Raw genomic sequence first — 21331 nt, 5'->3', positions numbered from 1 at the left:
TTTCATTATAACGTAAATTAGAAAGTTTTTGAATATTATATTACATTTTCTTTCTTGAAAAAATTGTAGAATTACCCCTCTTTCACCACAGCTATATTGAATTTCACCTACTCGATGCTTCTCCATAAAGTCAATGAAGCATAGCTTTTAAAGGGATCCCACCCTGTGCTGAAATATTCCATCTCTTCAATTGTTGGTTTGCGATCCATATTTAAATATTTTTTCAGTGCATTCTGGATACCGATGTCTGCTTTAGGAAGTAAATTCTCCCGTCCTACCCCGAACATCAGCCAGTTTTCCGCTGTCCAGGCCCCGATCCCTCTAATTTTCGTCAGGTTATTTATGACTTCCTGGTTTGACCGAAGTGACAACTCCTTTAAGTTAATCTCTCCCTCTGCAATCAACCGGGAAGTATCAATGACATATTCAGCTTTTCTTTGGCTGAACTGCAGCTCTCTTAACTGAGAATAGTGCAAAGCTGCCGTGGTTTCTGGTGAAGGGTAAAACCAAACTCCACCTCGTTCATACCCGAAAGCCTTCACGAACCTTGTACTAAGCGTGTAGGCAAATTTCATATTAAGCTGCTGGTGAATGATTACTTTCATCAGACAATCATAAAGATGAAAATCTTTTACAATAGGCGTGCCGGCAAAAGTGGTGAACAACTCTTTTAAATTCGTACGTTGAAAATGATGCTGAACTTCCGTTAAATCTCTCCCCCATTGGAATAAGGAGTAAAGGTGCTCAATGAGTTCTTCTTTCCTGTTTTCATCTGTACTGCTAAGTTTAAAAACCGGACGTTCAGTAGTACCTAAAGCTTCAACGCGGACCACATAGGATTCCCGGTCCCTTTTTACAGGGACCTCCACCCACCTGTCTTCTAAACTTAACTTTGTCAGCGGGTCATACGACCACCTTAACAGCGTGTAGTCAAAGTTATATTCAGGAACGGACTTGATCGTTTCTTCCCACATTTATTCCACCTCATTAAAAAAAGACCCGGCTTCTATTACGATAGCCGAATCTTAGTTGTGTGAAACCTATAAGCTTACAATTGGAAACGGAAGTAATTTTTTCACTAATAAATCATTTAAGCTTCCGAATTGATATCCGCGTTTTCTGAGTTCAATAATTAACTGTTCTAAAGCTTCCGCATTATCTTTAGACACCGTGTGTAATAAAATAACGGCTCCTGGATGTACCTGTTCCATCACATTGTCAAATGCGTATTCCCAGCCTTTTTGTTGATTCGTTTCCCAATCTACAAAAGCAATGGACCAAAAGGCATGAATATAACCCAGCTCTCTCGTCCATTCCAGCGTCCTTGAATTGAAGGTCCCTCTTGGGGGCCGGAGAAATGTCATCGTTTTTTGCTCTGTGATATCGGCAACAGCTGATTCCACTTTATCGAGCTCCTGTTTTATTTTTTCTTTTGAGCTTGTTGTGAAGTCAGGATGGGACCAGGAATGATTCCCAACCGTATGACCTTCTTTAACCATACGCTTAAGAAGATCAGGTGCACTATTAATGTAATGTCCGGTAACAAAAAAAGCAGCAGGCACTTCTTGTTCTTTCAAAACATCGAGTACGTCATCAGTATACCCTTGTTCATACCCATTATCAAAGGTAAAGTAAATCGTTTTTTCTCCAGATTGATCAACGTAAAAACCATCATGCTTCTCTATCATTGGACCGTAACGACCCACATCAGGAATACCGCCCTGCTTATTTTTTTCAAACCCCCAGCCTTCTGCACTAGCCTGTAAAGGTGAGCACATTAATAGAACCGACATTAACAAGATCCATTTTTTCATTAAGATCACCTACTTTTTCTTAGTATGTTCATAATAAAAATTGCTATAAAAAAAGACGCACGGTTTTTAAAACCGCACGTCTTCCTAATTAAAGCATTAATGACGCAATCCACCCAAAAATAAAAAGCGGAATATTAAAATGGATAAACGTTGGTACGCATGTGTCCCAAATGTGATGGTGACGTCCATCAGCGTTCAGCCCAGAGGTAGGCCCCAATGTACTGTCAGAAGCTGGGGAACCTGCATCACCAAGAGCACCGGCAGTACCAATTAAAGCAGCAGTAGCCATAGGGGAAAATCCAGCTCCTATACAAAGAGGTACAAATAAAGCTGCTAATATTGGAATCGTTGCGAAGGAAGACCCGATCCCGATGGTTACAACTAAACCTACTAACAGTAATACAAATGCAATAGCAGGCTGATTTGAGCCCAGATATTTAGAACTGGCGTCCACTAAAGCTGAGACGGATTCTGTTTCAGTTAAAACGTTAGCATACCCGCCTGAAATCAGCATAACAAAAGCAATCGTGCCCATCATGGCAATACCGTCAGCAACGACTTTATCACCTGACTTAAATGGGACGACTTTAAATATAAACATTAAGATAAGACCTGCCAAAGCAGCTAATACTAAGTTTTCATAATAGGCCTGAATAAATAAAGTTACAATAATAGCAGCTAAAGTTAATCCGTGTTTATAGGTGAAAGAAGTGTTTTTTAACCGTTCTAAAGAGTCTCCGAACTTGATTTCATGTCCGGCCTCACTTTCTTTTGGTTCCCTTTTCTTCCGGTAGGTTACAAAAACAGCAATAAGAAGTCCCACTATCATGCCTGACCCAGGAATTATTAAGGATTGAGCAATTTCTCCAATTGATAAGGTTACCCCGTTTGTTTCCATGGATTCCTGAATTGTTTCATGAAACAACAAACCAAAACCTATCGGAAGCATAATGTAGGGTGCCTTCAGCCCAAACGTTAAAGCTGTCGCTACAGCACGTCGATCTAACTTCATCCGGTCAAATAATTGAAGTAATGGTGGTATTAAAATAGGAATAAAAGCAATGTGGACAGGGATAACGTTTTGCGACAAACTGGCTACGCCCGCTATAACAAGAACGGTTAACGTACGCATATCTTTCAACACACGAAGCAGATATCCAACAAGAATGCTCGTTATCCCGGAATGGGTAATGGCTACCGCAAATGCACCGAGCAAGATGTAGCTTAACGCTACACTAGCTTGTTTCCCCATACCATCCACTAATAAATCAAGGGAATCAACAATCGACTGCCCATTCATCACGCCTGCTGTTAAGCCTGCAGCTAGAATAGCAATGATAACATTTACCCTTGCCAAACTTAATATGATCAGTACAAGTACTGACACAATGACAGCTAGTGCCATACTATAATCTCCTCTCAAGTTAAACTCTTTTTATCACATTAGCGATTTACCATAATAAAGGATTATTTCAAAAAAATCAACCCTCATTTTGCAATGAGAGTTTTCCTTTTTTACCCTCTATATTTTTCGTTCCAGCTCTTCCAGCATTCGAATCAATTCATCTACATCCTCTACTGATGTATCTTCAGGTTCTATTTGATCTAAGCGATCCATAAAAGCAGAAAGCTTAGCTTTTAAGTCAATCATTTTTTCTTGCTGTGACAAGCGCATGACACTCCTTTATAAAGGTATCGTTTGTTTCCACCTTGCCTATCATAGTATAAAGGACAATTCCTGTCTATCCTTTATTGTTTCACTGCATTGTTTCACTGCATTTTTTAACAAGAATTGCTATAATACGACTGAGTTAGTGAGGAGGTTTCATTTTGGATTTTTTTAAAACTGAATTTCTTTCTTATATAATAGAGCCGCCTGTTCGTACAATACTCCTGGCTGCCGTGACAATTATCATAGTAGTTTTTCTTTTAAGAAAGTTACTGCACACTTTCTTTTCTAAAGCATCTTTTATCGAAGCCCGTAAAGTGAATACAATGGAAGCGATGCTGTATTCGTTTATTAATTATGCTGCTGTCCTTAGTTTCATTTTTATCGTTCTGTCAGAGTGGATAGAAATTGGACGAATTTTAGCAGGGGCAGGTGTCCTTGGTATTATCGTTGGTTTTGGCGCCCAGAGCCTGATTAAGGATTTCTTTTCAGGATTGTTCCTGCTCTATGAAAAGCAGCTCCACAAAGGGGATTTCATAACTCTTAATAATGACCATCATGGAATTGTGGAAGATATCGGACTTCGTTTTTTAAAAATCAGAGAATGGAGCGGTAAGCTGTTAACGATCAGCAACGGCCAAATCAACACGATTGAAAACTATAATTTTGAACACATGCGTGTGATCGAGCACATTACGACCAATTTTAATGAAGATCCTCGTAAAGTTGTACAAGTACTCGAGGAAGCCTGCGTTAGATTAAACGAAGAGCTCCATGAGTACTTAAAAAAAGACTTGAAAGGAGAAATTATCGAGCCGTTTCAAGTCTATGGCATGTCATCATTAAATGATGAACACCGCGGGTATCAATACACAGTTATCGGATTGGTTCATGATCTGGTATATTGGACAGCTTCAAAGGAAACGCGCTACATTCTGGCCGAAGCAATGTATGACCACAAAATTGCTATGGCAGAGCAGCGCGTTGAATTGAATTCAAAGGAAGACTTATCGTAAATCAAAAGAAAAACTTACGTGGTCCTGAATAGGAATCCAGGCTCCAATCCCTTGTCTTGTTACGTTTTTTACGTCAATACTCATTTTAGATCCTTTTAACTGGATATAAACGTCACCGAATGCCACTTCGCCTTTTTCATTAATAGCAGGCGCATATGCTTTTAACTGGCCGACTTTATTAACAGGGACGGAGTATTTATTATTCTGCTTTGTCCCTCTTCCAATTACGCTTTGAAAAGACAAAGGGAGCTTTGTTTTACTCTGAGCTTCAAGAAGAATCAGCTTCATCATTTGATCGCTGTGGGTTGCTTTTGTTGTTAATCCACCTTTTACGTGCTTTTCCTCTTTTTGTTCATAACTCATCTCTTCCGTGTTCTGCCCGCCTTGATTATTTAGTTCGTTAATATTGATCTCCTGGTACTCCCAGTTCGTATTGCTTTCTTTTGATTCATAAGACAGCGGCCACCTTCCAAGGAAGATTTCTCCACGGTAGCCTACTGCAAATGGGGAGGGACGAATCGATGTTTCATTAAGCATCTCAATGAGTTCAGGATTTGAAATCCTGACATCGGAATCGTTAATTAATTCGTCGGTAAGTTCCTCTGCCTCCAGTACTTCCTGATCTTCAGTTGAATTAGGGTACGTGTTATCTTTCGATATATTGAGAACGTGACTAGGAATTTCAGATTGTATTTTATTTTCTTTATTCTCAGCTGAACTTGTTAAAGATCCACCAGCTGTGAAGATACTAATAAATACAATAAGTCCTATCCATTTCAATCTCATAGTGTTGACCACCTTTCTTTTTCTTTATCTTGTGAAAAATGGTCATATCTATTCTTAAGAGGAGAGCAATCGGTTCATAACTTTTTCTGCTTTGGGATCCAGAAATTGGATGAAAGGACCTATACATAAAAGTATAATAATTGTTCCCAGCCCAATTGGTCCGCCGAATAGGAGAGCCAATATAAAAGCAAAGGTTTCCGTTAACGTTTTAGCCACTGTAAGGCTGAACCCAAATCGTTTCTGCAAAGCAACCATAAAATTGTCAATTGGATTCAAAGAAAATTTCGGCTGTAAATACAGGGCAACTCCAACTGCAATGGTAAATATCCCGCTTATCAGTGTAAGAATTTGATAAATCAGTCCATCAATTACCATAGTTTCAAAAGCAGTAATCAACCAAAAATCGATCATTTTCCCGACGACGATAATCGTGATAATCGCCAATAGATCAGGACGCTCAGAAGCAATTAGTGCATTAGTCACAATCAGCACAGCACCGATAATAATTACCCAGTTACCGACAGTAAGGCCAAAGGTTTCCGTTAATCCTACGTTCACCGCATCCCAGGCTCCAGCGCCTAATTCTGCCTTGATCGTTAATGAGACCCCCAGTGAAATAATAATTAAACCAAGGAAATAGAAGAATCCTTTAATCGCAAAAGCTTTCATATGAAGCCTCCTGTTTTATGTAATTTTTCAATCGGTTACAGCAAGGCAGCAGACGTAGGACACCATCTTCAGCACATCCGTAATTATCAATAAAAAAAAGAGCATGGCCCCATTTGGCAGGGGATGCTCTATTATTTTACTTGCTTAATTCGATACACTCAAGCGTTTCTTCAACTTCAATACTGTCTTTAACGGATTGCACCATTGAGCAGTTTTTACTGGATATATCTAAGTTTTTCAACATTTTGTCCTGATTAAGACGGTAACCTTTAATGACAAAATGCAGATGAATGCGTTCAATCCGGTTTGCCTCATCTGGATTACGCTTAACTTCAGCTGTTACTTTAATATCTTCGTAATGGACTTTCTGCTTATCGAGAATTTTTTTGTAAACTCCTGCGCTGCACCCTGCTACAGACGCAACCATAAGCTGATACGGCCGAAAGCCAAATGTTTCATCTCCTGATATGTCCAGCTGCCCATATTCAAAGGATGTGCGTACACCTTCTTCTTTAATGTAAAAGTCCATACCCTAACCCCTCCTTTAGTCTTAGTTCGTCCCCTTATGTTTATTGTAACCGTTTTCCACTCCAGTTTAACCTATTCCTCATATTTGTTGCTAGAAGTTCTTGTCATCGTTTAGGATAAAAAGGGTGTGATTCATATTATTGGTTCGGGGAGGTCTTTATATGGTATCAAAGGGAACCCGATTTTGGATACTCATCGGCCTTGTCACAATTTCTGGTTTTTCACAAGGAATGTTACTTCCATTACTCGCCGTAATCCTTGAGCAAAATGGAGTTTCTTCGTCGATAAATGGTTTGCATGCTACGGCTTTATACATAGGAATTCTGATTTCATCGCCTTTTATGGAGAAACCCCTACAGAAATTTGGATACAAGCCTGTTATTATCGCAGGAGGAGCTCTGGTTTTTATCTCTCTTGCTTTCTTTCCCATTTGGCAGTCCCTGTGGTTCTGGTTCATGTTACGCATGATGATCGGCATAGGAGACCAGATATTACATTTCGGTACCCAGACATGGATTACTGCTACCGCTGAAGAAAAAACAAGAGGGAAGAGTATTGCATACTATGGGCTGTTTTTTAGCGTAGGATTTACACTCGGCCCGTTAATGACTAATCTTCTTTCTATCAGCATCTATTTACCCTTTGTTCTATCCGCATTTCTAAGCATGACGGTCTGGGGGCTGATGTGGTGGGTTCGCAATGAAATGCCTCCTAAAGAGTACACCACCGCTCATGGTACAAGCTCCATAAAGAGGTTTGGTTCTGCTGTTAAAATAGGGTGGGTAGCATTTCTCCCTCCTATGACTTACGGATTTCTAGAAGCCACCTTACATGGGATCTTTCCTGTTTATGGAATGAGGATTGGCCATGAAGTAAATCTGCTTTCGTTTGTTATTCCGACTTTTGCAGCTGCCAGCCTATTATCACAGATTCCCCTTGGTATCCTTAGTGATCATTTTGGGAGGAAGAAAATTGTCAGCGCTGTAGTCGCTGGAGGTATCGCAGCATTTACAGGAGCAGCATTCGTGGAATCATCCATTATCGGCCTGTTTGTAACTTTTACCGTTGGAGGTCTATGTGTCGGTTCGCTCTATTCCTTAGGGATTTCATTTATGACAGACCTGCTGCCAAAGGACCTTCTCCCTGCTGGAAATATATTATGTGGGATGAGCTTTAGTATAGGAAGTATTGGTGGTCCTTTTCTAACAGGAATTGTAATTGACCTCTTTCCAGGTGTATCTCTCTTTTACACAATTGTCTTATTGTTGGTAACCGTTCTGGTTGCTACTATTTTCAAGTCACTTCCTCAATCGTCTCACGTCGAAGGATAGTGTTTTGATTTTTCAAATCCAAACCCTGTTATCAAGTGAGAAATCTCTCTTATTTTTTAGAGATGTATGTTTGAATAGTCAAGTTCCATACAAGAAAGAAGGGAAGTCAAATGAAAATCATCGAGCTCATCGATAAAGCTTATCTTGTAGTTATTCTCGGTGCGGTTGTTACGTATTTCGCCGGGTTATTGAACGGGGAATATTTATTTGCTGTTGTCCGCGGTTCGTTCGTCATCCGTGCGATCCGTAAGTTTGTTGAAAACGAAATGACTCTGGCTTATGGTTATACGGTGCTCTCGGATTTGGTTTAGTGGGTACCCTATTTTTTGTTTAGGGCCATTTCTTTAAAAACTCTTTATAGCATTGATTCTTACAGTTGCTGCTTTTATCCCTTTTCATTCGGTGTTTTTTACCAAAAAAGAACTGCGTACCCGTGTACGCAGCTCAGACTGTCGAGAAAGTCTCGACAGTCTTTATTTCTTCTGGAACTTTCATTTTACACCGCGTTACACTATAGGTAAGAACTCTCTAAGGCGGTGTTAGTCAATCAAACCCTTCAATATGTGTGACCTGTCCCTTACTTCAGACATGTACCCAAAATACAAAACACTAGAAGACCATCACACGTCACGTTTGGGAAGGAGCTAAAGAACAAGTTCGCTTGAACCGATTATCCAATGAGGTCAAATGGATTTATAGAATGAGGAATGAGAAAAGAGAAAATTGAGCGTAGCTTCGCAGGTTCCAAAGAACTGCATGAGCTGCGTTATTGTCGTTTGCGTGGAAAGGAAATGTCCGGGAACAGGCATTACTGACAACTGCCTGTCAGAACATGAAAAAGATTGCCCTTCACCTGGTCAGGGTTAGCCAGGTGAAGGAGAGTCTTTTTCAATTACGGGTGGGCGAATACTGCGAGACTCCTGCGGAAAAACGGGCGATCCGAGACCACGCAGTGTGGGTTTCACGAGGAGGCTTAGGCGTTCGTCCGCGGAAAGTGAGTGGTATTCGCCCGCCCGTGCACACAAAAAAAGCTTGCAGAAAAACACGGGGTTTCTCTACAAGCTGAGCTGCGTACCCATGTACGCAGCTCTTTTTGTATTATTCAGTGAGGGCTTTATTAAGCACTTCTAAGTTCTGCTCCATCAGGCTGAAGTAATCCTCTCCGTTCTCTATATCCTCTTCTGTCAGAACAGACAGGTTGTGGACACGCAGAGCTTCAGCTCCGATTTCGTTTTGAACGACTTCAGATACTTTTGGGGTGATATTCTGCTCGAATAATACGTGATTGATCTCATGTTCTTCTGCTGTAGCAACAATTCTTTCTAAATCCTTTTGAGAAGGTTCGTTCGAAGGGCTTAAGCCGGAAACAGCAATCTGTTCAATACCATAAGCTTCTTCCCAGTACCCATACGCAGAATGGGAAACAATAATTTCTTTCTTTTCCTGCTCTTCTACCTGCTCATGAAAGTCCTGATCAAGGGCTTCCAGTTCAGTTTTTAATTCATTGAAATTCTCTTCAAATTGCTCTTCGGACTCGGGTTGTAATTCTATCAATTTATTCTTAATATTTTCAGAGATTTGAACAGAACGTACAGGATCAAGCCAGATGTGAGGGTCCTCCTCTCCATGGTTATGGCCATCACCTTCTTGATGAGCCTCTTCTTCCTCAGAATGTTCCTCGTTCTCATGCTCGTGGTCGGAATGTTCTTCCTCTTCATGGTCCTCTTCTTCAGAGTGTCCATGTGAACCCGGTGAGAGATCGATTCCACTTGCGGCTTCCACAATTTCAACATCCTCTGATTCGATCGAGTTCGATATTTTTTCAGCATACGTTTCAAGTCCTGCTCCATTATAAATAAATGCATCTGCTTCCGCCAATTCTACCATTTCTTTCGTTGATGGCTCATAGTTGTGAGCATCCGATCCCGGCGGCAGAATGGTTTCCACCTCTGCAGCATCACCAGCTATACGCTCTGTGAAATACTGAAGCGGATAAACCGTCGTATTAATTGTCAAAGCGTCCTGTTCACTGCCTGTTTCTTCTTCCTTATCCTGCGTTCCGCAGGCTCCTAATATAAGAATAAGTACAAATAATATCAGTCCCGTTGTTCTTTTCACGTCGTCTCTCCTCCTTGCTCTTCGATAAAAAAGTATATAGTAATGATTACTAATTGTAAACGGTAATCATTACATTTTAAAAAATAAAAAGAAAATAGGGTCTTTGGCGTTGCATTAGACCCTTGTCCTGTCCCTCAATTACAAACAGGACATTTTCCGTAAATCTCAAATTTATGATTTTCAATATCGTACCCTTGTAAATTTTCGTTTATGCTTTCCATTGGACAGAAGTCAATTGGCTTTGTTTTCCCACAATCTGTACAAATAAAATGATGGTGATGGCCGTGTGTATCACAGCCCAATCGAAAGTGCTTCTCACCGCTGAGTTCTGTAGATTCCAGTATCTCCTCTTCGGTCAGCAGGTACAAATTGCGGTAAATCGTGTCATAGCTTACACCAGGAAAATCTTCCTGAATTTGCTTTAAAATAGATTTAGCTGCAATATATTGGTCCTGATTTACAAAGATCTCAAGGATTCGTTCCCTTTGGCGTGTTTTCTTATATCCTTTTTCCTTTAATCGCTGAATCGCAGTTTCAAGATTCATACTGTTTCACCCTTTACATAAAGATGGTTTCTTACCTTTTTATAAAGAATCGTCATAATTAAAATTACTATAGCAATCACAACAATTGTTCCTCCAGGAGGCACACTTAATTGATAAGAAGAAATTAAACCTAGAATAACGGAAAATTCTCCAAAGGCAATCGATAATCCAATGGTCTGCTTAAAACTTGAAGCGATACGTAGAGCAGCGGCAACAGGCAGCGTCATAAGTGCAGAGACAAGCAGGATCCCCACCACCTGCATGGATGACGCAATGACCAGTGCCACCATGACAATAAATAATAAATGAATCCACCGGCTGTTCACTCCTGCAATCGAAGCATGCTCTTCATCAAAGGATAGAACGAATAATTCCTTATAAAATAAAACAACAATGGTTAATACAGCGATGGTAATAAAAAACACGGTCCACATATTAGAACTGCTCACAGCTGTTACACTGCCAAAGAGATAACTGAATAAATCCGTATTAAAACCATCAGCGAGAGAGATAAGGATAACACCAACACCTATCCCGCCAGAAAGAATAATGGGAATCGCCAATTCTTCATAGTGTTTATACAGCTTACGAAGCTTCTCTATTAAAACAGCTCCCCCAACAGAAAAGACCATTCCCATATAAACTGGATTTAACTCATTGATGCCTGTTACTCTTTTTTCTAATAAAAGGCTGGCTGCAATCCCGGTTAATGTAATGTGGGACAATGCATCCGCTATTAAGGAGAGTCTTCTGACTACAATAAATACACCTAGTAACGGCGCAACGATTCCAATTAGAATCCCTGTGATCGCTGCATTTTGTAAAAATTCGTATCGTAAAAAGCTTTCAATCATTATTGGCTCACCCCGTGCTCATGATTATGTGTCAGCTGCTGCACAGAATGGCCATATAATCGATTAAGATCCTGGTCATCAAACTCTTTGTATTCTTCAGAAGCCCCATGAAAGTGTACGGTCTTATTCATACAAACAACATGAGTGGCATGCTGGGTTATTGTTCCAATATCATGGGTAACCATTAGAAGAGAAATCCCCTTCTCCTTATTAAGCTTCCTTAATAAATCGTAAAAAGCTGTCACGTGCTTCGCATCAACTCCAACTGTCGGTTCATCTAATATAAGCAAGGAAGGATCGCTCACCAGAGCCCGTGCAATAAAAACCCGCTGCTGCTGGCCGCCCGACAGCTCCCCAATGTTACTATTTGCATATTCATCCATCTCTACAGTCTTTAAAGCTTCTAAAGCTTTTTCTTTATGCTTCCGATTAAAGAATTTAAAGGCTCCAATGCGAGAGACAAGTCCGGTTTTCACTACTTCCAATACAGTAGCAGGAAACCCGGAATTAAAACTGTTCGCTTTCTGGGACACAAATCCTACTTCCTGCCATTGGTTGAATTGCTTAATGGGCTGATCGAATAATCTAACCGTGCCCCTATCAGGTTTGATAATCCCAAGCATCAGCTTTATCAACGTCGATTTTCCTGATCCGTTCGGACCGACAAGCCCTAAGAACTGGCCGCGTTCAATCACTAAGTCTACCTTTTCCACGACCCACTCTTTCTCGTATTTGAAGGAGACTTGCTCCATATCTATGATTTTATTTGATTTCATATAATTTTCCTCTCAAAACAATAATGATTACGAATTAAATTATAATACGCACATATAGTGAAGTAAAACACCTATTGACTTTTTAAATGAATCCGTCAAAAATAGTTTATAGAATAAATAGTAATTATTACGATTAAATATCAACTATCTATATAATAAAGGAGGACAAGCTTTGTATCAAGAGAAAGCTTTCAACTACAAATGGGGCTACATATTACTTTTCCTGTTTTTTCTATTGTTTATATATGGGGACCTTGTTCCTGCTGCGCTGATTACTGAATTCATGCCTTCCCTGCTGGATATGAACACTATCTTTCTAAGTATTGTACTGGAAGCTATTCCCTTCGTACTTTTAGGCGTATTCATTTCAGCTCTAATTCAGTCCTTTGTAAAAGAAGAAACACTCGAACGTTTTATCCCTTCAAACCCTGTTCTGGCTCTGTTTCCAGCGGTTGCAATTGGAGCCGTATTCCCTGTTTGCGAATGTGCTATTGTTCCGATCGTCAGACGGCTCATTCAAAAAGGAATGCCCCTTCATGTCGGAATTGTCATCATGGTTTCAGCTCCAGTATTAAACCCAATCGTATTTTTGTCCACTTTTTACGCCTTCCAGACAGATCTTACTGTGGCCTGGGCAAGAATGGGGCTTGCTTTTGTCGTAGCCATAGTCGTAGGAGCGGTAGTATATGCCAGATTTAAAAACAGCTGGCAGTTGAAAGAAGCTAAAGGCAGTAGGCTCCACTCCGATGAACATCATCATCGAAATAAAATTGCTGAAACCTTTTATCATGCCAGTGACGAATTCTTTGAAATGGGTAAGTTCTTAATTATTGGAGCTCTGCTTGCGAGTGTCATTCAAACATTCATGGACCGGGAACTGCTTGTAGGAGTAGGAAGCGGATTCTTCACAGGTCCAGCGGTCATGATGGGGCTTGCTTACTTCCTGTCACTTTGTTCAGAAGCTGATGCATTTGTGGCCTCATCCTTTAATGGATTGTTCTCAAGCAGCTCCATCTTAGGGTTCCTCGTGTATGGTCCTATGACCGATTTAAAAAATACCATATTAATGGCTGCCTACTTCAAAAAGAGATTTGTAGTTGCATTTGTTGCCATAGTTACCATTACAGCTTATTTCATCACTATATTATTTGACTTGCTCTACTTGTAGGAGGGATTATTTTGACTAAAAACACACATTACTTCATCCGAAGCGTTATCTTATTAGGTTTTGGGCTCTTTATTATAAAGCTAGTGATTTCAGGGGATATTCAAAAGTTTATAGCCCCCAGAATGATGCCTTATATGTATTTCGCTTTAGGCGTCATCGCGATACTAGCTCTAATTCAATTCTTTAAAAGTGACACAGAGGAAGAGACTGAATGCAACTGCGGTCACAATCATGATTATTCCTCCTCTATATTCCGTTCGCTGCTCATCTATTCCTTATTTATTATTCCTATCGTATCAGGGATGCTTTTCTCAGACCATGTACTTGGCAGCTCGCAGGCAGCAAATAAAGGCTTCAAATATGAACTCCGATCTGCCTCAGCCAACAGTGATGACGTCCGTTCACAAGTTAAAGAACCAGCAACCGACGGCGAGACTTCAGAGAACGTTCATGAACAAGAAGAATTAGATGAATCAGCCGTTTTATCAACAACGGACCGTTATCCGAACCTTTATAAGGAACTCTCCTCCAAAGAAAGTTTTACGTTAAACGAGGATAATTTTATCGGAGCTGTTTCATTATTAGAGGAGTCTGCTGATGACTATGTAGGGAAGGAAATAACGATGACCGGCTTTGTCTTCCGTGAAGATGGATTTCCTGAGGACAGGATGGTTGTCGGCCGATTCGGCATCAGCTGTTGTGTTGCTGATGGAGGAGTTTATGGAATTCTTGTTCAAAGCAATGAAAAAGATTTTAATCAATATAAAGATGACACCTGGGTGGAGATAACAGGGACGATTAAGAAAATTGAACATAACAATTGGGACCTTCCTATGATTGAACCAACAGAAATAAATAAAATTGAAATTCCTAACGAACCATATGTATATGAAGAATTTGAATTTGCAGGTTAAAAAGAAGCAAGCTTCCCTTTAAGTCGGGCAGCTTGCTTCTTTTATTGCAAATATCGATTGGATCTTCGTTCTAAATAATCCTGAACAGCAGAGAACACCATGGTTAACGGCCAGTAAATCATCGCTGCAAGAATATAAAGAGTCATGGAATCATTTGTGCGACCAGCTACAATTTGCGCTTTATTCAGGATTTCAGGCACGGCGATCATAGCCGCAAGGGATGTTGCTTTCAACAAATCAAGGAACACATTTGCAAGCGGAGGAATCGCAATTCGAACTGCTTGAGGAACAATTATTCTCCTCATCGTCTGCCAGTAGGTGAAACCTAAAGCTTTTGCCGATTCCCATTGACCTCGAGCCACACTAGCTAACGAGGACCGATTAATTTCTGCAATATAAGCCGCACTGTTTGTTCCAAATCCAATTATCGCAGCTGCAGGGCCTGAAAAAGTAATCCCCAATACAGGCAGGCCGAAATATAGTACAAATAAATAAACCAGTATAGGGGTTCCTCGCATAAAGGAGATATACAATCGTGCCGGCCAGCGAAGTATACGCGAACTCGAACGCCGGGCCAATGCTAGAAAAAAACCTAATACAAGTCCGACCGCCATGCTTATAATGGCGACCAGCACAGTGTAAGGCACACCTTCTAATACAAAGGGAAGATTCTCCCATGCTCGTTCAGGTACAAAAAGTTTTTCAATATTTATTTCTCTTACATCCATGGAAAACATGAAATGACACCCTTATAAATCAAGTCCTTCAATCTCTTCTACTTCTTCTTCAGGCTCTTGCGATGCATCCTTTCCACCGAAAAACTCCTCGGACAACTCTGTCAAGGTTCCGTCTTCACGCATTTCACTCAAAGTTTCGTCCAATTTCTCTTTTAGTTCATCTTCTCCTTCCCCCATAACTACTGCTGTTTCGCTTGGGTGAAACTGGAGATCTGGATGCTGAGTCACTTCGATATCAGGTAGCGCTTCTAGAGCAAGAGACTGCAGATAGTAATCATTAATAATTAAATCCGTACGTCCCGTTTCAACATCACGAAGATAAACATCATTTGCCACATTTCCATAAGACTCGATTTCAGCTCCATAATGCTCCGCTATTTGAGCAAAAATCGTCGTAGCTCCACCACCATGAAGTTTACCTTCTAAGTCTTCAAGTGTTTCGATTCCCGATAAGTCGTCTTCACGAACAATCATTGTAGCATAAGAATGCTTATAGGGGTCGCTAAAGTCAAAGCCTTCGTCCCGGCTGTTTGTAACCTCTAAGTCATTCGCTGCCACGTCTATCCTTCCACTGTCAATAGCGGAAAGAAGCCCGTCTACTCCATATTCTTCAAATGAAATCTCCAGGTCAAGACGATCAGCTATTTCCTTCATGATTTCAACATCATAACCCGTCAGTTCATCTGAATCCTCAGGATAATAGGACGCTGGATATAGCGTACCCGATGTACCTACAACAATTTCTCCTTCTTCTTTAATTTCATCCCATTTTGAACCATCAGATGTTTTGTCCTCATTTGAAGACTCATTATTATCATCTGAACCGCAAGCCATTAGAACAACAGCCAACGTAAGAATAAGTATTGATAAAAGCCATTTACGCATACTTGTGTCCACCTTTCTTAAATTCATACTTAACCAATATAGCAACAGTTCAACCTTAATATCAACCTTCCTGCCTGATTTAATATACTTCGTTTGACTTGGTTTTGAGAACTTTATTGACTTTCACACCACTTGTGCTAATATAATAACATATATTAAATTATAATTATTATTATTTAAAAAATATTTTAGATTTTTGTAAAAAGGAGTTGAGCTTATGGCTGTGAACAGCCTCTCTGATAAGGTCAAATTAAGTCTTGTACCAAGACGCGCTATCATTTCGCCTGCATTTCTTCCTGTATTGGAGCTGACTGCGGCTTTAATCAGTGGAGGCCTTTTACTTGGCGCAGCGATCTTCTCGAGTGCATTAAGTCCTGCCGTCTATATTACTCTTCACATTATCGCGTTTATCATTGGGGGATTTGCTAAAGCAAAAGAAGGGATTACAGAAACGATCCAGGAGAAGCGATTAAATGTAGAACTGTTAATGATCTTTGCAGCAATAGGAAGTGCTTCGATTGGTTATTGGTCAGAGGGTGCCATATTAATATTTATCTTTGCATTAAGCGGTGCACTTGAAACTTATACAATGAATAAAAGTGATAAAGAATTAACGGCTCTTATGGATTTACAGCCAGACACAGCCTGGAAAGTTACAGACGATACAATTACCCAGGTGGAAACCGTCTCCTTAAATATTGGAGACTTTATTCTTATTAAAGCCGGAGAAAGAATTCCATCAGATGGGATAATTACCCAAGGGGATACAACGGTGGACGAAAGTGCCATCACAGGTGAATCTATTCCTGTAAATAAAAAAACAGGAGATGAGGTGTTTGCGGGAACAGTCAATGTAAACGGAAGTCTTTTTGTAGAAATAACCAAGGTTCCCGGCGATACACTCTTCCAAAAGATCATTCAACTGGTAAAGAAAGCTCAAAACGAAAGGTCTCATACTCAGCTTTTTATAGAACGTTTTGAAGGCACCTATGTAAAAGCAGTATTGATTACAGTAAGTTTGATGATGTTTCTCCCTCATTACTTATTTGACTGGACTTGGACCGAGACCATTTATCGCGCTATGATTTTATTAGTCGTGGCTTCACCCTGTGCTTTGGTCGCTTCTATAATGCCAGCTGCTTTATCTGCGATTTCCTCGAGCGCGCGAAATGGTGTGCTGTTTAAAGGAGGCATGTTTTTAGAGAGTTTATCGTCTATAAAAGCAATTGCCTTTGATAAAACGGGGACGTTGACGAAAGGTACTCCAGAAGTTACTGATACCTGGTTCAAGGAGAATACTGACCTTGACATGGTTCTTTCAATCACATCATCTATAGAGGAGCAATCGAATCATCCGTTAGCAAAAGCCATTGTCTCTTACCTTAGTCAGCATAATCTTAGCAGCGTATCTTTTCAGCAAACTAAAGATATACCTGGAAAAGGAATTGAAGCAGAGATAAACGGAGAAATTTGGAAAGTAGGGAGTGCTGACTTTGTAGGAGTTGACGAAACAATCGCCGAGAAAGCAAAACGTTTTTCAGAAGAAGGCAAAACCGTTGTCTTTACTGCTGACTCCAAAGAAACAGTCGGATTATTCGCATTAAAAGATACCATCAGACCAGAGGCAGCTGAATTAATTAAAAAGTTAAAGAATAATAACGTTTATACAGTTATGCTTACTGGAGATCATTCTTCAACCGCACAAGCAATTGCCTCAGAACTCGGGATTGATGATTATGCCGCAAAGTGTTTACCCGAAGATAAAGTCCGGGAACTTCAGATTTTAAAGCAAAAACACAACCAAATCGCTATGGTTGGTGACGGTGTAAATGATGCGCCGGCTTTAGCTGCTGCCGACATAGGAGCTGCCATGGGGCAGGGTACAGATGTGGCATTAGAAACGGCCGATCTTGTGTTGATGAAAAATGATTTATCCAAGCTTACTGATTCCATTAACCTTTCCTGCCGGATGAATCGGATTATTAAACAAAATATTATATTTTCATTACTTGTCATTCTACTTCTTATTACCAGTAACTTTCTTCAAGTGCTGGATCTTCCATTAGGTGTTATAGGTCATGAAGGCAGTACCATCTTAGTTATTTTAAATGGACTGCGGTTATTAAAATAAGATTGAAACAAAGCGCAAGAGCCCCGAAAAATTCATTCGAATTTAATCGGGGCTTTCTATATAGCACTCCCGGCTTCGTCAAAAGTACTTCATTTTTAGAGGCTGCCCTTAATTAATAAGGAAACCGTCCTTTATGTTTTTTATGAACAAGGGCATTAATTTCTCCACCGACCAGGATGACCACTCCTGAGAGGTAAAACCAGATCATTAAGACAATTACACCACCCAGGCTTCCATATGCAGCAGAGTAATTACCTATATTCTCTACATAAAAGGAGAAAAGCAGAGATACTAATTGCCAGCCTACTGTGGCAAAAAGTGCACCGAGAGTAATTTCTTTTATTCTTATAGGCTGATCCGGAGCCATGAAATATAAAAAGGACAAAACCAGAAAGAAGACAACAGACGAAATGATCCACCTCAAAGTATCCCACACTTGTAGAAAATCTTCCGATAAACCAAAGAATGAAGACACATAAAAGCCAATCGCATTACCAAGGACAGGAAGTAAGAAAGCTATCCCAATCACAATAATCATGGCCACTGTTAATAAAATCGAAATAAGTCTCGAGACGAGAAAAGACCGCTTTTCCTGTGTATGGTGAGCCCGGTTAAAAGCTTTAATCAAAGTGTTAACCCCGTTTGAAGCAGCCCACAAAGTACCCAGTATACTTACAGACAATAACCCGCTGTTTCGGTCACTTAATATAGCAGTAAGATTTTCGGAAATCATTTCATAAGTATCAGGGGGAGCATACGTGCTTAATAATATCAGTACTCTTTCTTCATCAATGTTTAAGTAACCCAGTAGTGTAATAAGGAAAATCATAAATGGAAAGAGTGATAGCAGAAAAAAGTATGATAATTGAGCTGCCGCACCAGGGACGTCATTCTCTCCTATTTGTTTGAACAGCTCTTTAATAAAACGTTTCAAGTTCTCCCCCCTTTGTGAGGTTTATGAGGCTTCTTTAGAATTGTCTACTGATTCCAGTTTATTATTCACTTTCTCGTCCAGCTCCCCTATCTTAGTTAATGCTTCCTCAGTCTTCTTTAGAAGTACCAATAAATTATCAATTCCATTATTCAATTTATTAGAAAATGATTCATAACTCACTCTTATCTCATGAATAGCTTCTGAAGGCTGGTCGATATAACTTCGACAGCAGACGGCTGCATTTTTAGATTTGCCGGTTACGTAGCGTCGGGTATTCTTATCACACAGCATAACGGCTCCTCCTATAAGTGCTCCTGCCACAATACCTTTCAACAATTTATTCTCCGCCATTATAATTCCTCCTTAAGTTTGGTTTGTTTTATTTCCTCTAATAGGTTTTTACAGCCGGTATAAATTAACTCATAAACATAATCAAAATTCCCCGTAAAATAGGGATCAGGTACGTCTTTTGCACTTTCTTCATTGACAAAATCCATAAACAACTTAATCTCCACATCATTTTTCTCACGAATCCCATTTAAGTCAGCCATATTCTGCTGGTCCATGGCAATAATGTAATCAAAGCGGTCCCAGTCAGAATTCTCGACCTGCCGGGCAGTCATACCATCATAAGCAATTTGATTTGTATCCAGTATATTTCGAGTCCCCGCGTGAGGGACTTTGCCTATGTGCCAATGGCCAATTCCTGCTGAATCAACAATAACTTTATCTTCAAGCCCTTCATTTGTTAAAAGCTTTCTAAGTACAGCTTCTGCCATAGGCGAACGGCAAATATTTCCGAGACATACGAAAAGAACTTTAATCATCTTTATCTTCCCCCATCATTCCTAAATCCTTTCACTCCATTATATCATGAACGAAAACAAACTTATTGACCATTTCTGACCTATCGTCAGCATTATAATATTGATTATCCTAAATCTTTTTCCTTTAAACCAATTATTTGTAGTAACATTTGGAATTTAACTTGACATTTTACGTGAATTTTCGGAATATTTTATATATACATGCTTTTATAACTATGAAAAAAGGGGGATTAAGATGGGACAGTTAGGTGCAATTCACAGCTTTTTAGAAGCTGCAAGCGGGTTTGTCTGGGGGCCTGTACTGCTGATTCTTTTAGTGGGTACAGGGATTTATTTAACCCTCCGACTTGGATTTCTTCAATTTAAAACTTTACCTTATGCACTCAGGCTGGCTTTCAAACCAGGCAAAGAGCAAAAGAATGAAGAAGGAGACATTTCACATTATCAGGCGTTAACCACGGCCCTGGCTGCAACAATTGGTACAGGGAACATTGCCGGGGTTGCAACCGCAGTCGTTCTCGGTGGTCCCGGTGCAGTGTTCTGGATGTGGATTACTGCTGTGTTTGGAATGGCCACTAAATATGCTGAAGCAATTTTAGCAGTTAAGTACCGTGTAACAGACAAAAACGGAAAAATGTCGGGCGGTCCCATGTACTACTTAGAGAAAGGTCTTAAACAAAAATGGCTGGGTGTACTGTTTGCACTATTTGGAGCGTGTGCAGCCTTTGGTATTGGTAACATGGTTCAGTCCAATACAGTATCGGATGTTATGGATTCAACATTTAACATCAATCCATGGGTAACAGGCGTGCTTCTGACGGTTTTCGCCGCCCTCGTTATTATAGGTGGAATTAAAGGAATCGGAAGAGTTACGGCGTTTTTTGTACCTATCATGGCTATCTTTTATGTGCTTGGCGCACTTATTATTATTTTCTTAAATTTTGACTTAGTTGGAACCGCGTTTGGAACTATCTTTTCTGATGCCTTTTCTGCTAATGCTGTTGGAGGAGGTCTTCTTGGTACCGTTATTCGATACGGGGTAGCCCGTGGTGTATTTTCCAATGAGGCAGGGCTGGGTTCAGCTCCAATTGCGGCTGCAGCTGCCCGGACAGATTATCCCGGCCGTCAGGCATTAGTGTCTATGACCCAGGTATTTATCGATACTATTTTAGTTTGTACAATGACAGGTTTAACGATCGTTATGGCGTTTGGTACAGATTATGCAGGAGACGGAGCAGATTTAACGACGAGCGCTTTCCAGGTTTTCTTAGGAGATATTGGGATGTATATTGTTACATTCGGCGTAATTTTCTTCGCCTTCTCCACCATTGTAGGGTGGTCCTATTACGGCGAGAAATGCTTTGGTTATCTAACAGGAGACCGCGGCATCCCCTTTTACAAGATCATTTTCGTATTATTTGTACTTGTGGGCGCGGTAGCACAGCTTGACACAGTATGGTTGTTTGCAGACGTTATGAATGGCTTAATGGCCTTTCCAAACTTAATCGGACTTCTACTATTATCCGGAGTTGTAGCGGCTGAAACGAACAAATTCCTAAAGGTTGCTAAACAAGAAAAAGAAGAAGAAAAACGCGCACGTTACAATAGTCAATAACACATAACGCCCGT

General features: G+C 40.3%; 23 protein-coding genes and 1 pseudogene. 8 read left to right on the top strand and 16 right to left on the bottom strand.

Features of this window, described 5'->3' with window-relative positions; genetic code table 11:
• Positions 1 to 107 precede the first annotated feature (107 nt).
• The 4 genes from C1A12_RS18140 to C1A12_RS21265 all read right to left on the bottom strand — a co-directional run bounded on the left by C1A12_RS18140 (position 108) and on the right by C1A12_RS21265 (position 3483).
• Complete coding sequence (locus C1A12_RS18140; RefSeq protein WP_101846161.1) at positions 108 to 974, bottom strand: DNA-3-methyladenine glycosylase; 867 nt, start codon at positions 972 to 974, stop codon at positions 108 to 110.
• Positions 975 to 1040: 66 nt separating this feature from the next.
• Positions 1041 to 1814 (bottom strand): delta-lactam-biosynthetic de-N-acetylase, encoded by a 774-nt coding sequence (gene pdaA, locus C1A12_RS18135; RefSeq protein ID WP_101846159.1) that lies wholly within the window; start codon positions 1812 to 1814, stop codon positions 1041 to 1043.
• A gap of 88 nt (positions 1815 to 1902) precedes the next feature.
• Entirely contained in the window at positions 1903 to 3219 is a 1317-nt protein-coding gene (locus C1A12_RS18130) for a Na+/H+ antiporter family protein (protein ID WP_101846157.1), read from the bottom strand.
• 117 nt (positions 3220 to 3336) lie between these two features.
• Positions 3337 to 3483, bottom strand: a complete 147-nt coding sequence (locus C1A12_RS21265; RefSeq protein ID WP_200816613.1) for an SE1561 family protein — start codon at positions 3481 to 3483, stop codon at positions 3337 to 3339.
• Positions 3484 to 3644: 161 nt separating this feature from the next.
• On the opposite strand from C1A12_RS21265, the gene C1A12_RS18125 reads away from it, so the two are divergent.
• Positions 3645 to 4499, top strand: coding sequence for a mechanosensitive ion channel family protein (locus tag C1A12_RS18125; RefSeq protein WP_101846155.1), 855 nt, complete (start codon positions 3645 to 3647; stop codon positions 4497 to 4499).
• On the opposite strand, the gene C1A12_RS18120 is transcribed toward C1A12_RS18125, so the two are convergent.
• From C1A12_RS18120 to C1A12_RS18110, 3 genes are all read right to left on the bottom strand, one after another.
• Positions 4491 to 5285 carry a YfkD famly protein gene (locus C1A12_RS18120; protein ID WP_101846153.1) on the bottom strand — a complete coding sequence of 265 codons (795 nt, stop codon included), beginning with the start codon at positions 5283 to 5285 and terminating at the stop codon, positions 4491 to 4493. The two genes, C1A12_RS18125 and C1A12_RS18120, sit on opposite strands and share 9 nt — an antisense overlap.
• A gap of 54 nt (positions 5286 to 5339) precedes the next feature.
• Entirely contained in the window at positions 5340 to 5954 is a 615-nt protein-coding gene (locus C1A12_RS18115) for a YitT family protein (RefSeq protein WP_101846151.1), read from the bottom strand.
• A gap of 136 nt (positions 5955 to 6090) precedes the next feature.
• Positions 6091 to 6483, bottom strand: coding sequence for an OsmC family protein (locus tag C1A12_RS18110; RefSeq protein ID WP_101846149.1), 393 nt, complete (start codon positions 6481 to 6483; stop codon positions 6091 to 6093).
• Positions 6484 to 6643: 160 nt separating this feature from the next.
• On the opposite strand from C1A12_RS18110, the gene C1A12_RS18105 reads away from it, so the two are divergent.
• From C1A12_RS18105 to C1A12_RS21455, 3 genes and pseudogenes are all read left to right on the top strand, one after another.
• Complete coding sequence (locus C1A12_RS18105; protein ID WP_101846147.1) at positions 6644 to 7813, top strand: MFS transporter; 1170 nt, start codon at positions 6644 to 6646, stop codon at positions 7811 to 7813.
• A gap of 110 nt (positions 7814 to 7923) precedes the next feature.
• The gene (locus C1A12_RS18100; RefSeq protein WP_101846145.1) at positions 7924 to 8124 is read left to right on the top strand and encodes a hypothetical protein; all 201 of its coding nucleotides are present in this window, start codon (positions 7924 to 7926) and stop codon (positions 8122 to 8124) included.
• A gap of 236 nt (positions 8125 to 8360) precedes the next feature.
• Positions 8361 to 8669: pseudogene (locus C1A12_RS21455) on the top strand (transposase); the annotation flags it as partial.
• Positions 8670 to 8911: 242 nt separating this feature from the next.
• Here C1A12_RS21455 and C1A12_RS18090 read toward each other — a convergent pair.
• From C1A12_RS18090 to C1A12_RS18075, 4 genes are all read right to left on the bottom strand, one after another.
• Positions 8912 to 9931 (bottom strand): metal ABC transporter solute-binding protein, Zn/Mn family, encoded by a 1020-nt coding sequence (locus C1A12_RS18090; RefSeq protein WP_101846143.1) that lies wholly within the window; start codon positions 9929 to 9931, stop codon positions 8912 to 8914.
• 134 nt (positions 9932 to 10065) lie between these two features.
• Entirely contained in the window at positions 10066 to 10476 is a 411-nt protein-coding gene (locus tag C1A12_RS18085; protein ID WP_101846141.1) for a Fur family transcriptional regulator, read from the bottom strand.
• The gene (locus tag C1A12_RS18080) at positions 10473 to 11330 is read right to left on the bottom strand and encodes a metal ABC transporter permease (protein WP_101846139.1); all 858 of its coding nucleotides are present in this window, start codon (positions 11328 to 11330) and stop codon (positions 10473 to 10475) included. The genes C1A12_RS18085 and C1A12_RS18080 overlap by 4 nt, the downstream gene beginning before the upstream one ends.
• The gene (locus tag C1A12_RS18075) at positions 11330 to 12106 is read right to left on the bottom strand and encodes a metal ABC transporter ATP-binding protein (RefSeq protein WP_101846137.1); all 777 of its coding nucleotides are present in this window, start codon (positions 12104 to 12106) and stop codon (positions 11330 to 11332) included. Before C1A12_RS18075 ends, C1A12_RS18080 begins: the two co-directional genes overlap by 1 nt.
• A 172-nt stretch (positions 12107 to 12278) precedes the next feature.
• Here C1A12_RS18075 and C1A12_RS18070 point away from each other — a divergent pair, with 172 nt between their 5' ends.
• Both C1A12_RS18070 and C1A12_RS18065 read left to right on the top strand, forming a co-directional pair.
• The gene (locus C1A12_RS18070) at positions 12279 to 13274 is read left to right on the top strand and encodes a permease (RefSeq protein ID WP_235001658.1); all 996 of its coding nucleotides are present in this window, start codon (positions 12279 to 12281) and stop codon (positions 13272 to 13274) included.
• 11 nt (positions 13275 to 13285) lie between these two features.
• Positions 13286 to 14188: a TIGR03943 family protein gene (locus C1A12_RS18065; RefSeq protein WP_159462224.1), complete on the top strand. Its 903-nt coding sequence runs from the start codon at positions 13286 to 13288 to the stop codon at positions 14186 to 14188.
• 41 nt (positions 14189 to 14229) lie between these two features.
• Here C1A12_RS18065 and C1A12_RS18060 read toward each other — a convergent pair whose 3' ends face one another.
• Together C1A12_RS18060 and C1A12_RS18055 are read right to left on the bottom strand one after the other, a co-directional pair.
• On the bottom strand, positions 14230 to 14925 hold the full coding sequence (locus C1A12_RS18060; RefSeq protein WP_101846133.1) for an amino acid ABC transporter permease: 696 nt from the start codon (positions 14923 to 14925) through the stop codon (positions 14230 to 14232).
• 12 nt (positions 14926 to 14937) lie between these two features.
• A complete protein-coding gene (locus C1A12_RS18055) occupies positions 14938 to 15810 on the bottom strand; it encodes a transporter substrate-binding domain-containing protein (RefSeq protein WP_101846131.1) in 873 nt (290 codons plus the stop codon).
• Between the two features lie 217 nt (positions 15811 to 16027).
• Here C1A12_RS18055 and C1A12_RS18050 point away from each other — a divergent pair, with 217 nt between their 5' ends.
• Positions 16028 to 17941 (top strand): heavy metal translocating P-type ATPase, encoded by a 1914-nt coding sequence (locus C1A12_RS18050; protein ID WP_101846129.1) that lies wholly within the window; start codon positions 16028 to 16030, stop codon positions 17939 to 17941.
• Between the two features lie 112 nt (positions 17942 to 18053).
• On the opposite strand, the gene C1A12_RS18045 is transcribed toward C1A12_RS18050, so the two are convergent.
• Genes C1A12_RS18045 through C1A12_RS18035 form a run of 3 tightly spaced genes read right to left on the bottom strand, consistent with a single transcriptional unit; the run spans position 18054 to position 19702 of the window.
• On the bottom strand, positions 18054 to 18875 hold the full coding sequence (locus C1A12_RS18045) for a YihY/virulence factor BrkB family protein (protein WP_101846127.1): 822 nt from the start codon (positions 18873 to 18875) through the stop codon (positions 18054 to 18056).
• Positions 18876 to 18896: 21 nt separating this feature from the next.
• Positions 18897 to 19226: a hypothetical protein gene (locus tag C1A12_RS18040; protein ID WP_101846125.1), complete on the bottom strand. Its 330-nt coding sequence runs from the start codon at positions 19224 to 19226 to the stop codon at positions 18897 to 18899.
• Entirely contained in the window at positions 19226 to 19702 is a 477-nt protein-coding gene (locus C1A12_RS18035; protein WP_101846123.1) for a low molecular weight protein-tyrosine-phosphatase, read from the bottom strand. The genes C1A12_RS18040 and C1A12_RS18035 overlap by 1 nt, the downstream gene beginning before the upstream one ends.
• A 235-nt stretch (positions 19703 to 19937) precedes the next feature.
• Here C1A12_RS18035 and C1A12_RS18030 point away from each other — a divergent pair, with 235 nt between their 5' ends.
• Positions 19938 to 21317, top strand: coding sequence for a sodium:alanine symporter family protein (locus C1A12_RS18030; RefSeq protein WP_101846122.1), 1380 nt, complete (start codon positions 19938 to 19940; stop codon positions 21315 to 21317).
• Positions 21318 to 21331 lie beyond the last annotated feature (14 nt).

The sequence above is a fragment of the Halobacillus sp. Marseille-P3879 genome, assembly GCF_900240285.1.
Taxonomy (GTDB): domain Bacteria; phylum Bacillota; class Bacilli; order Bacillales; family Halobacillaceae; genus Halobacillus_A.
Note: the sequence above shows the minus strand (reverse complement) of the source record. Positions and strands in the feature narration are given on the sequence as shown.